This is a genomic window from Comamonas jiangduensis, from assembly GCF_030162955.1.
GTDB classification, from domain to species: Bacteria; Pseudomonadota; Gammaproteobacteria; order Burkholderiales; family Burkholderiaceae_C; genus Comamonas; species Comamonas jiangduensis.
On sequence record NZ_JARXOV010000015.1, the window covers coordinates 89820 to 102522 of the forward strand.

Annotated in this window: 6 protein-coding genes; 4 read left to right on the forward strand and 2 right to left on the reverse strand. The window is 59.2% G+C overall.

Going from position 1 to position 12703, the window contains the following annotated elements; all coding sequences use genetic code 11:
• Positions 1-20 precede the first annotated feature (20 nt).
• Positions 21-815 carry an SDR family NAD(P)-dependent oxidoreductase gene (locus QEP12_RS12560; RefSeq protein WP_284214471.1) on the reverse strand — a complete coding sequence of 265 codons (795 nt, stop codon included), beginning with the start codon at positions 813-815 and terminating at the stop codon, positions 21-23.
• A 118-nt stretch (positions 816-933) separates the two neighbouring features.
• On the opposite strand from QEP12_RS12560, the gene QEP12_RS12565 reads away from it, so the two are divergent.
• From QEP12_RS12565 to QEP12_RS12580, 4 genes are all read left to right on the forward strand, one after another.
• The gene (locus tag QEP12_RS12565) at positions 934-1887 is read left to right on the forward strand and encodes a LysR family transcriptional regulator (protein WP_284214472.1); all 954 of its coding nucleotides are present in this window, start codon (positions 934-936) and stop codon (positions 1885-1887) included.
• Positions 1888-2083: 196 nt separating this feature from the next.
• The gene (locus QEP12_RS12570) at positions 2084-3364 is read left to right on the forward strand and encodes a hypothetical protein (RefSeq protein ID WP_284214473.1); all 1281 of its coding nucleotides are present in this window, start codon (positions 2084-2086) and stop codon (positions 3362-3364) included.
• A 118-nt stretch (positions 3365-3482) separates the two neighbouring features.
• Positions 3483-3845: a hypothetical protein gene (locus QEP12_RS12575; protein ID WP_174864112.1), complete on the forward strand. Its 363-nt coding sequence runs from the start codon at positions 3483-3485 to the stop codon at positions 3843-3845.
• Between the two features lie 178 nt (positions 3846-4023).
• A complete protein-coding gene (locus tag QEP12_RS12580) occupies positions 4024-12312 on the forward strand; it encodes an LPD5 domain-containing protein (protein ID WP_284214474.1) in 8289 nt (2762 codons plus the stop codon).
• On the opposite strand, the gene QEP12_RS12585 is transcribed toward QEP12_RS12580, so the two are convergent.
• A complete protein-coding gene (locus QEP12_RS12585; protein WP_284214475.1) occupies positions 12290-12589 on the reverse strand; it encodes a hypothetical protein in 300 nt (99 codons plus the stop codon). The genes QEP12_RS12580 and QEP12_RS12585 overlap by 23 nt on opposite strands.
• Positions 12590-12703: the final 114 nt, after the last annotated feature.

The following is a 12703-nucleotide window of genomic DNA, read 5'->3' on the forward strand; positions in this document are numbered from 1 at the left end:
TTCGCGAGTCAACTCGATCGTTAACGAGTTGCCGCTATGAGCCCACCGTCCACCACGATCTCAGTTCCTGTGATGTACCGGCTCTCATCGGCAGCCAGGAAGAGCACTGCATACGCGGTGTCCCATCCTGAGCCCATGTGCTTCATAGGCACTTGGTTGTTTCTGTGCTCTATAAATCCTTGCGTGTCTCCTTTGGCGTATTTCGCTGCGAGACCTTCGATAAGTGGCGTATGCATCAAACCCGGAACGACTGTGTTGACGCGAATGCCCTCAGCTGCATGAATTACTGCTGTTGTATGACCAAGATGCATAAGCCCTGCCTTGGCCGCTGCATATCCAACTTGAGGTTTTCCCACGTACCGCAAGCCTGCAACCGATGCGACATTCACGATAGAGCCACCACCTTGCTTGCTCATGTAGGGAATGACGTACTTCATCGCCAAGAACGCACCCTTGAGATTGACCTGAAGCTGCGCGTCCCAAACTTCTTCAGTCATATCAACAGGGCCACCGGGTTGGGATAGGCCAACGTTGTTGATCAATATGTCGATTCGGCCATAGCGCTTGATGCAATCCTCGACCTTAGCTGCGACTTGATCAGATTTGGTTACATCACATGAGGCCACATAGCACTCGCCGCCCTCTTGGGTGATCACATCTTGTGTTTCATTCGCCTGATCCAACGAAATGTCAGTGCCATAAACCTTTGCACCTTGGCGCGCCAGTAGAACTGCAGTAGCTCGTCCATTCCCCCATCCCTTGGCTACTGCACCGCAGCCCATTACCAACGCTACCTTGTTGTTCAAATCGAGCATCTTGTCTCCGTTCTTCAAATTGCCTCATGCGTGACATGTAATTTGAGACAGATGCTATGCAGATCAAATATATTTAAAAAATTCTTTATTGGTATCGATTTATAGCTTCAAGGAATAAATGAATATTTCCCCTAAGCAACTTCGCATCTTTTTGGTGTTAGCCGATTCGCTTAATTTCAGTAAAACTGCTGAAAAAATGTTCATGACACAGCCGTCGTTGAGCAAGGCAATACGCGAACTGGAAGAAAACTTGGGATTACCCCTATTCGAACGATCCACACGCCACGTTCGAATTACTGAGGGCGGAAAACGGCTGGTATCAATAGCACAAACCATCATCGGTGAGTACGACAGTGGTATGACGAGACTGATGTCCTCCGCGGAGCATGAGTCTCTGCAGCTAACAGTATCTGCATGGCCATCTCTTGCTAACGTGCTTGTCCCAGAAATGTGCGCGATATTGGAGCAACGTTTCACTGCTCCTCACATCACCATATTGGACGCCCCAAACAGCCGATGCATTGATCACGTTATTCACTACCAAGCCGACCTGGCTTTCGCGTCCATAGCCCCTTCTCACCCTGATCTGCACTATCGCGAGTTGATGCGAGATCGGTTTGTAGTACTTTCCGGTGAAAGTTGGCGCAGCAAAATTCCACCGCACGTTAAGCTCAATGACCTCATAGGAATGCCAATCATCACTCTGACCGATTCGAGTACAGCCTGGCGTTACATGAGTGCTGCCTACCTCAGTCGTGGCATCGAGTATCAGCCTAAGATGCAGCTTGAGCAGATTAGCTCTGTCATCGGTCTTGTTCAGGCCGGTGTAGGACTTGCAGTGCTACCGTATCTTGGTGTGTTTCATGCCGTAGGCATGCATGGTGTACAGATCTCTGAAATCATAGATGGACCACTGCGCTCTATCGGAATCATCAATAGACGCACTGGTAAGCCTACGGTGCTAGCAGACGCTGCGATGGAGGTGGCTGCTTTAGTGAGCAAGCAGTTGATTGCTAACAATCCCCGATGGATACTTCCAGCAATTTCAAAAAGAAGCTCTAAGCGTTCCTAATTCTTGACGTTTGGTACATCTCCGCTTTACTGTGGATTGCGAGAAACGTTGGGGCGCCCCGACTTACAGGTAGTCGATGAGTGACTAACCTTGGGATGTCATTGGGTTGGCGGGGTTGCGACAACACCCGGCTAAGGCTTGGGACAGTGGTTACTCTCGCGCGAGACTTGGCTCAAGTAACCAATGAGGTATTCCCATGGCCACGTCCGCCCCAATGCGCCGCAGTCTGGTTGACCAGATCCCCACAGAAGAAGACCGCCAAGCGCCGGCGGCACGTCCTCAATCTGGCATTCATGCCTCTGAGTTTGGCCGCCAAGCCTATAACACTGCCATGGCCCTGCCAGGCATCGGCGGCGTTGGCAAAGTGGCCCAGACGGGTGGCTTGGTCAGCCGTGCGCTGAACTCTACCGCCGGTGTGGTCAACAAGGTTGCCACGGGCACTGCGGCGCTGGCTGTACTGCCTGCAGGTGCTGAGTCGCCTGAATCGACTCCTGCCATCCCGCGCACCAGTGCAGCCGGTGCTGCCCGTGGCACGGTCAATCCGCCCACGGCAGGGGCATCCAATCCTCTGGTGGACGCGTCCCGACAGGTTGCCCCAGGCATTTACCGCACAGGCAATAGCTATGCAGGCACCGGTGAAGCAGCTGTGAGCTTGAACAGTGAGCCTAAAGGCATGCTGTCTGCGCAGAACATGGCGGCAGCTGAACAACTGTCAGCGAACCAGCAGATGGACAGCATCAGTCGGGTGGCCACCAGCGACAACGTGCCCCAGTCACCGCCCCAAGGGCTGATTGGCCGCGTCACAGCCACGCACAGTGGCAACGACTGGACAGCGCGCGAGATGCTGCGGCGCCAGAAGATGGATGCCAACAGCTTGATTCATCAAAGCCATTGGGCCAAAAAAGGCTCGGGTCAAGCTGCGCAGAAGGCTTATGGGGAAGCGCTGCAAGCCGACTTTGCCGCCATGACCGGTGGGCAGACAGGCGCTGATGTTGAGGTCATGAGACAAAACGCGGGCTTGCAACGCGAGGGGATTCAGCAGGCTGGTGCGGATCGCCGCGAAGGTCGACGCAGCTTGATTGATGCCGCACGCCTGGGCATGGAGCAAGAAACACAGGGCTTTGCCAACCGTGCCGCAGGCCAGCAAGAGCAGCTGCGCAACACCTTGCTTGATCCGAAGGCTACGCCTGAGCAGCGCGCGATGGCCCAGCGGTCGCTTGCGGCATTAGCTGGCAAGACGGCTGCTGACCGCATGCAGACGGTGACGCTGCCCGATACGACCAACGATATGGGGCAGGTAGTACGCGGTGGGCAGGCTTTGGTGCGACTCATGGAGGATGGCTCGGTGCAGCAAGTGCCGGTGTCGGCTTCACAGCCAACGGGAGCATCATCCTCAGTGCAGCGTGAGGTTGGCACTGTCTCGCGTGTGGGGAACAAAGAGGCGGTGTGGGATGGCAGCAAGTGGGTGCCTAGATAGTAAGCTGTGAGCTAGGTTTGATGCACAACCCGAGTCGCTACATCGTTGGTAACCCCGGTATCTTGTCCATGATGCATGGTGGCACTTTGCTACCATCCCGCAAGATGGAGGCGTCTTTATGTTCGACTGGATTCGCAAGCTAGTTCTTAATGCCAAGGCGCGGGGGGCTCTGCTAGAAAAATTAGAGCAGCAAGCGCATGCAGCAAAGGAGCAGCTGAACGAATCTCTTAGCTTGGCTTGCAGCTCCGCTAGACCTGAAGTGAAAGTTTCGTACCTGAAATGTGCGAAATCAAAATTCGCCGAGTTGCAAGCTATTGCCGCAGAGCATCCAAGGATGCGCCTGACAAACGAGGAAGAAGTCGATGCTGCCATCAAGCAGTTGGAGCAAGATTTTTCTCGAGCTGGTTATTACGCTATTCGTAATCAGTCTGCATCAGCGCATGTAAGTCTCAGCCCAAAGGCTAAAGAGCTGTTGCGATAGCGTGTTTGTGGAGTGCTGGAGAGTAGGTTTGCGCCCATCACTCCATCGATATACGCAGGCGTGATGCCTCACTTGACACTGCCTTTGGCAGAGGGCTTTGCTCAGAGACCGCTTTGGCGGTTTTTTTGTACCCCGGCCAAGGTTCGACCGTTTGTGACTGGGTGGGCAAAGTGCCTTCATGGCACAAAACACCGACTGGGATAAAGGCGTTCTATCCCCACCAGCGAGCGCCGCTACTGCAGCAGAAACAGATTGGGATGGCGGGGCGCTGACGCTTCCGGCCCCCCGGCGCTCGATCGTCGGGGCCATCAACGATGCGGTGATTGAGACCGCTAACGCCGCAGCAGGCACTGCATCAGCGGTCGCTAACTTTGTGCGCCCTGGCAATGCTGCCTCACAGTGGATCGATAAAAACATCATTGAAGCTGGCGATGCCAAGCAGTCCGATGTGGTCAAGGCGGAGAAGGCGCGGTACAGCCATGAGATGCAAGATGCCCAGGGCATGGGCGACGAGGTGGGAGCAACTCTTGGGTATGTGGCGCGCAATCCTTTGCTGGCTGCAGCGCAGGCTGCTGGTTCGTTTGCTGCCCCAGGCCTTGCCATCAAGGGTGCAGCGGTGGGGGCGCGTGCCTTGGGCTTGGGAGCCAAGGGCACCACCCGCGCTGGATTGGCCGCTGGTGCTGGTGTGGGTGCCGCAGGCGCTGGGGGCGATGCTGCGGGCACAGCCTATGACATGTCCCGTGAAGGTGGAGCCACGGACGAGCAAGCCGTAGCGGCTGCCCGTGGTGCCAGCGTGCTACCCGCCGCCATTGGTGCTGCTGGCGGCTTGGTGGGCGCTGAGCGACTGGTGGCAGGCGCCAAGGGCTTTGGCGGCGGTTTGGTGGCCCGTGCCTTGAAGACTGGCGCCGTAGAGGGCGCACAGGAAGCCCTGGAAGAAGGCGTGACCCAGTACGAGGGCCAACGCGCAGCGGTACCGTTCAATCCAGACTTGGACCCCATGAAGGGCGTGGCCGGTGCCGCCACCATGGGCGGCGTGCTGGGCACCGCCACGGGTGCAGGCACTTCGCTGCTGACTGGCAATCCACATGCGCAAGCACGCAAGCCCAGCGAAGATTTAGGGTTGGACCCGAGCAATGGCCCGTTGTCCAAGGTGGCGGCCGCTGCGGTAGATGCCGCTGCCAGTGGGCAGCCGCAGCAAGAAGTTGCACCAGACAATGGCCTGAGCCTGCAGCCTGTAGAGCAACCCCAGGCACCCATGGTCCCCAGCATGGCTGAGCGCCTGGAGTCTTTGCCACAGCAGGCCCGCGACCAAGCCGATCAATTGCTACGTGAGATTGCGGATGAGCGCACGCCAGAGGGTGTGAAGCGCTTTCGTGCCAATGAGCTGCAGCAGTTGCTGGATGCCAACCCCATGCCGCAGGCGCCCAGCATGGACATTCCAGAAGAAGATCGCATCGCCATGCGCCCCATAGTGCGCGGGTTTGATCCGGCCACAGGGCAGGCGCCAGCGCAGCCGTTGGAAATGGCAGACGCACAGTACCAATACGAGGGTGGTGTCGAATTTGAAGCTGGTGATCCAGTTCAGTCTGATAGTGCCTACCAAGAGGCGATCAACCGAATCGCCCTAGACAGCTACCAAACACCCGGCCAGCCTATGGCCATGGAGCAGGCCAGCCGCTTGCGTGATGCTGCCCAGCAGCAGGGTATTGCCGCCACCATCGTGCCGCACCCATCTGGCTCTGGCTTTGATGTGCAGGCAACAGCCGCTTTGCCCGAGTCGGCCCGCAGTCAAGTCGCCCAGGATCCAGTTGCGGCTGCGCTGCCCTATGACAACCGCGTCACTGGCCGCATGGTGGCCGACACACAAGGCAATGCCCGCCCTGAGTTGCGCCCCGAGGCAGTGGAGCGCGATGTGCGCTGGAACCAAGAGCGTGCACAAGCCGCAGCTGAATTTCAGCGCCGTGAAGAACTAGGACTGAGTAATACCGCTCAGGTCACCCGACGCGGCCAGTCGACACAAGTGGTGCCCAGCATTACCGGTAAGCAGATCGATGGTGAATGGCATGCCTTTGCCCCCGAGTCTGGCACTTTGGGCGTCCCACGCGCGGAAATGCCCCAAGTTTTCGCTGAGCACCGCGGTGCCCTGATTGGCTACCTCAAGGGACAAGGCGTGGAAAGCCAGTCCGCCGAAGTGAATGCCACAGACCTCAAGCCCACGCAGGCCGAGTTCTCCGTGGAAAAAGTGCGTAAAGCCATGGATCGCAAAGGCGGTGATCGCTCGATCCTTGTGTCTGCCGATGGTTATGTGGTGGATGGCCATCACCAGTGGCTGGCTAAGCGCCAGGCCGATCAGCCCGTGAAGGTGCTGCAACTCCAAGCTCCGAATGCTCAGCTGCTGCCGATGGTGCGCAGCTTCCCCAGCGCACGCACAGCCGAAGGCGCTCAAACAGATCCCACAACCCGAGGACAGCCGAATGCTTCTCCCACGCTTATCGACAATGCGCCGCAAGCAGCTGCGCCGAGCCCAACGCAAAGCCAAGCGCCTGCGCCTGCCTTACCCCAGCCAACAGGGGTAGCCAATGTCACTGAAGCCACTCAAACCCAGCAGGCAGGCGCGCAGCCTCAAGCGCAAGCTGATGCGACAACTGAAAGCGAGGGACAAGCTGCTCCAGCGACAGCAACCCAGAAGGGCGCAGCACCCCCTGTAGCAACCCAAGGAATCCGTGACTTAGCCCAGCGTTTCCGTGATCGTCATGCCAAGTCCGGTGCGGATACAGACCGCACCTTTGCGGCAGTGCTGGATGGGTTTGCACGGGATGTGGATGCGGGTAAGCGCACGATGGAAAGCGTGCAGCCTGCGCTGGAACGCTACCAAGAACTTGCCGAAAAACCGTTAAAAACTAAACAAGCACAGTCAGAGCAAGAGCCAGATGCTATCGAATCTGATGATGCGGCCGATGCGACTGAGGCAATACAAGCGCCTAAGAACACGCCTGCAGCCAAGCAAGAGGCCGCGCCCGCTCCAATGCAGCGCATCGATGACGTTGGCGAAAAGATTGGTGGGGCCCGCAAGGATGTTTGGTCTGGCTTCCGCGATGACATGGGCGCCGTGCCGGACGAGGCCATCGCAGCGCAGCCGCTGTCCAAGGTCTGGCCACAGCCGGATTATCAGAAACTGATTGATGCTGGCCACGATGCAAGCACGGTAGCCATGGTGCGCTCACTGCGCGATGCCATCCCTACCAAGCCCCGCCAGAGCTACAAGGTCAAACGCTGGGCTGAGCAGGTCAAAGAGCTGCGCGCCTTTGCGCTGGAGATGATGGACGGCCAGCTGCCGCACCAGAAGCTGCGCACGGAACTACTGAAGGCGGGAAGCAGAGATCTGCGCGGCATCGTAGGCCGGGCTGAGCTGTATGAGGCAGTAGGCCACAGCCAGAGCCTTGAGGGCATCAGCTTTGCCGAGCACTTCTACACGCTCTACAAAGGCAAGCCCAACGTCACGCTGTGGGCTGTGGAGCAGGATGCCAGGAGCAACACCTTTGGCAGCTGGCCCCGCGAGCTGGCCACTGGCGACACCAAAGAGCAGGCGCTGGAGGCGTTCAAGAAGTTGCATGCCAACCAGGCCAAGCAAGAAGCTAAAGCCAATGTGCCCAGCTTTGATCTTTGGTCTATTCGCCGCACGGGTGAGATCTATGTGGGCAAGAAGATCGGCCGCAACTACGCCAAGCTGGCAGGTCCATTCAAGACCGTGCGTGAAGCCCGAGAGTACCGCGACCAGCACTTGGATGAGCTGGCCACCAAGCTGGAGAAGTACAAAGAAACTCCATTGGAGCGCTCCGATACCAACCGCCCGCGCGTGGGCCAGGACATGCGCCAGGCGCAGAACGTGACGCCCGAGCAGTTCCGCGAGGCCTTTGGCTTTCGTGGCGTGGAGTTCGGCAACTGGGTGGAGCAAGGTCGCCGCCAGCAAGACCTCAACGATGCGTTTGACGCGCTCATGGACATGGCTGCCATCCTGCAGCTGCCGCCCAAGGCCATTTCCTTGAATGGCGAGCTGGGCTTGGCCTTCGGCGCCCGGGGCTCCGGTGGCAAGAACCCTGCAGCTGCGCATTACGAGCGGGGCAAGGTGGTGATCAACCTGACCAAGAAGTCGGGGGCGGGCAGCCTGGGCCATGAGTGGTGGCATGCCGTGGACAACTACTTTGCTCGCATGCGTGGTCAAGCAGGTGGCATGTTGACGCAGGCCAGCGATGTGAGCGTGCTCTCACGTGGCCCAGCCAAGACGTTTGCACCCAATGCCAACGTGCGCCAAGAGATGGTCCAGGCCTTTGCCGAAGTGATCAAGGCGATCAACAACACCAGCTTGCGTGCCCGCGCTGCCAATCTGGACAGCCGCAGGGTCAAGGAATACTGGGGCACCGATCCTGAGTTGAGCGCCCGCGCATTCGAGAGCTACTTAATCGCCAAACTGGAAGACCAGAACGCCAGCAACGACTACCTGGCCAACGTGGTGGATGAAAAATTCTGGGAGGCGCAGGCCGCGCTGGGCATGCAGCTGGAAAACAGCTACCCCTATGCCAAGGCGGGTGAGGTGCCGGTGATCCGCGCAGCCTTTGACCACTTCTTCAGCACCGTGGAAACCAAGGAAACGGACAAGGGCGTGGCTATGTTCAGCCGGACAGAGCGGCCGGCCGTTTCCAGCACTACGGCTGTCCAGCTGCGCCGCGCTATGGTGCAGCGCACGGTGGGCAGCTTGACCAAGAGCTGGGGCCAGAGTCCCAACATCATGGTGGTCGAAAGCATGAATGACGCGCGAGTGCCAGAGGCTGTGCGCGAGGCCGACCAGGCACAGCGCTCCCAGGGTGCCACCGGCGAGCCCGAAGGCTTCTGGTATCAGGGGCAGGTGTACCTGGTGGCCAGTGCGCTGCCTACTTCTGCGGATGCCACCCGGGTGCTGTATCACGAGGTGCTGGGTCACCACGGCTTGCGCGGCCACTTTGGCAAGGATTTGGACCGTGTGCTGGACCAAGTCGCCAAATTGCGTCCCAAGGATGTGGCTGCCAAGGCGACTGAATACGGCCTGGACCTGGGCAACCCCGAGCATGTGCGCTATGCCTCGGAAGAGGTCTTGGCAGAGCTGGCGCAAAGTCGCCCTGACTTGGGCTTTGTGCAGCGCGCCATTGCTGCAATCCGCAACTTCCTGCGCAGCCATGTGCCAAGCTTCAAGGCGCTGGAGCTGACGGATTCCGACATCGTGCAGGGCTATCTGCTGCCAGCGCGTGGCTGGGTGGAGCGTGGATCTCCTGCGGAGGCTTCAGGGGCTGTAGAGCCCGCGTTTGCACGTCATCCTGGGTTTAGTGTCGCCGTGGATGCGGCGATCAAAGCTGGCCAGCTGGGCGAGGTTGGTAACGGTCAGCACATTGAAATTGCGACCTTACCGACTGCCTTGTCCGCGGCAGGGATTCCTGAAGGCAATCTGAGAACTTCTGCCAAAGTGCTGCAGAAGGTGGTGTTCGATCATGGCGTGACGCCAAGTGTGCTCAAGCGCTTGCCCGAACTGCTGGAAACACCGGTCATGGTGCTGCGCTCGGACTCCGTGGATGGGCGCTTTGTGGTGGTGACTTCTGAACTGGTGCGTGGTTCGCCGCTGGTGGTTGCCATCAGCCCGGAGGTGACGCGCGGGAATGTAGCGCTGAATTTTGTGCCGAGCCTGTATCCCAAGGAGGACTTGAAGGCTATCCAGCGATGGCTGAATGGAGGGCGAGACGGCAAGCAGTTGCTGGTGTATCTGGACCAAAAGCAAAGCCCTGCGTGGTTCGGGTCAACAGGGCTCCAATTGCCAAGCGAATACCGTACCACTCAGGGCTTGCAAGTACGAAATGTAGCCACACAGGCGGATGCTGTCAATGACGGCCCCCCGGGGCGGGCCATGTTCAGCCGCTCGCAGCCTGAAGACGCTATTCGCTCCAGCATGGGCAGTCTGACGGCCGATCAGGAGCGGGCGTATCTGTCAGTGGCTGGATACGACAAGGTGCCCACCCTGCGTGAGCGCTTGGATCAGCTGCGGGCCAACCTGGGCCTGCGCATGAAGCAGGCGCTGGTCGACCAGTTTGCTCCGATTGCGCAGCTGGACCAGAACGCCTACATGCTGGCGCGCATGTCCAAGGGCAGCGACGGCACGCTGGAGGCCGCGCTGCTGTATGGCCGCCCGTTCCTGCGCGATGGCGTGCCGGATGTGGACGTGAAAGAGGGCGGCTTTGCCAAGGTGTTGGCCGGTCTGCAGGGGGAGCATGACCGCTTTCTGATGTGGGTGGCAGCCCAGCGTGCCCAAAGCCTCAAGGCTCAAGGCAAGGAAAACCTGTTCAGCGATCAGGACATTGCTAGCTTGAAGACACTCAACGATGGGCAGATGCAGGACGGCAGCAGCCGCAAGCAGGCCTATGCCAAGGCTATGGTCCAGCTCAACAGCTTCAACGAGAGCGTCCTGCGCATGGCCAAGGAATCTGGGTTGATTGACCAGGACGCCTACGACCTGATGTGCGACCAGCCCTATGTGCCGTTTTATCGTCTGATGGAGGAAGAGGGCGGCCTGCAGGGCCCCAGCTTCTCCAAAGGACTGACCAACCAGAAGGCGTGGAAGAAGCTCAAGGGCGGTACCGAGCAGCTCAATGCCGACTTGCTGCATAACATGCTGCTCAACTGGGGCAACCTGTACGCCGCATCGGCCCGCAACCGCGCCGCGCTGGCCACCATGGATGCGGCCGACAAAATGGCAGTGGCCTACAAGGTGCCCAGCGACACCAAGGGCGCTGCCAAGGTGATGCGCGACGGCATGACCGAGCACTGGATGGTGGAAGATCCCTACCTGCTGGAGGCCATCAGCGCGCTGAACTACCAGGCCAGCCCCCTGATGAAGCCGCTGGCCAAGGCCAAGCAGTGGCTGACCTGGGGCGTGACGGTGAATCCCACGTTCAAGATACGCAACCTGGTGCGCGACCTTGTCTCCTCTGTTGCTATGGCCAACTTGAGCTACAACATCGGTAGCAATTTCACGAAGGGCTGGAAGCTCTCGGCCAGCGATAGCCAAATATACGCCTCCATGCTGGCGTCGGGTGGGGTGATCAAGTTTGGCACCCAGGAGAACGCCGACCGGGCGCGCAAGCAGGTGGAAAAGCTCTCGGGCGTGGTGCTGGACCAAAACGGCGCGCAAAAGCTCTGGGGCCAAGTTAAGTCACTGTACGACGTGTACGCAGAGTTTGGGGATCGCACCGAGAACGTGAACCGCGTTGCCCTGTATGAGCGACTGGTGGCCAAGGGGCACAGCCATGCGGAAGCCAGTTTCATGGCGCGTGATCTGATGGACTTCTCCATGGGTGGCAGCGCGGCAGTCGTCCGCTTTCTCACCCAGTCTGTGCCATTCTTGAACGCTCGGATGCAGGGCCTGTACAAGCTGGGCAGGGCGGCCAAGCACGATCCGCGCCGCTTTGCCACGGTGGCCATGGCCGTGACGGTGGCCTCGCTGGGGCTGCTTGCGGCCTATGCAGACGACGAGGACTGGAAGCGTCGTGAAGACTGGGATCGCGACAGCTACTGGTGGTTCAAGATCGGCGAAACCGCCTACCGGATTCCCAAGCCGTTTGAGGTGGGTGCCATAGGCACGCTGGCCGAGCGCACAGCAGAAGCGATGTTCAGCGAGGAGATGGACAGCAAGCGTTTTATGGAGCGCATCGGTCATATGGTCAGCCAGACCTTTGCGATCGACCCGGTACCCCAGGTCGTCAAGCCGCTGCTGGACATTTACGCCAACAAGGACAGCTTCACCGGCCGCGCTATTGAAAGCCAGGCCGACCAGCGGCTGCGCCCGCAGGACCGCTACAGCGACCGCACCTCGGAGGTGGCCCGCTGGCTGGGGCAAATCGGTTTGCCCGACCCTGCACAACTGGTGAAGGGGGAGCACACCCAGCTGAGCCCCAAGCAGATCGACCATCTGTTGCGGGCCTACTTCTCTTGGGCCGCCACGGCGGTGACCACGGCCAGCGATTACCCGCTGCGCTGGGCGACTGACCGCGGCGAGCGCCCCGACATGCGGCTCAAGGATGCGTTCTTGGTGGGCAGCTTCGTGGAGTCTTTACCGACAGGCAGCAGCCGCTACGTCTCGGCACTGTACGAGCAGTCACGCCAGGTGGAGCAGGCTTTTGCTTCCTACCGGGATGCGATCACCTCTGGTGACCAGGTCAAGGCGGCCGAGCTGCTGGAGAGTGACGGGGACAAGATTCGCAGTCGCGCATCTGTGGCCACAGCCACCAAGATGTTGGCCCAGCTCAACCAGCAGGCTAAGCGCATCGAGGCCGACGCAAAGCTGAGCGGAGAGGAAAAGCGCCAGAGGCTGACGCAGCTCGAACAACGTCGACACGCGATTGCCCAGCGCGTGCTGGGTAAGCAGGCTATTTCAGCGAGCGCCACATGAAGTTGAGGAACCCGGCCACAAAGACCATGCATGCAATGGCCAGCGCCCACGAGTAGGAAAAGATCAGGTATCCCACAAAGAGGCAAGTTAGCAGGCACTGCCAGCCCTTGCCTCTGCTTTCTTTGAAGCCATCACGAACGATGACATAGACAAGGAAGGCATAAAAGAAAAGCACCAGGCCCAAAGGATCGTTCTGGCCAAACTCCAGATCGGCCTGCCAACTGGCGAGCGCACCAGTTGGGCACAAGGCAAGGGCGAGGGCGGTTTGCTTGGGCATGCCGGATTATGTGTGCAGGCACTCGCGCAGTGCACTCCGACTATCCTCCGGCGGCCTCGGCATGCTCGTAACAAAAGCTAGCCTGCTGCCGAATGAGGTAGTTCTGCTTTCGAG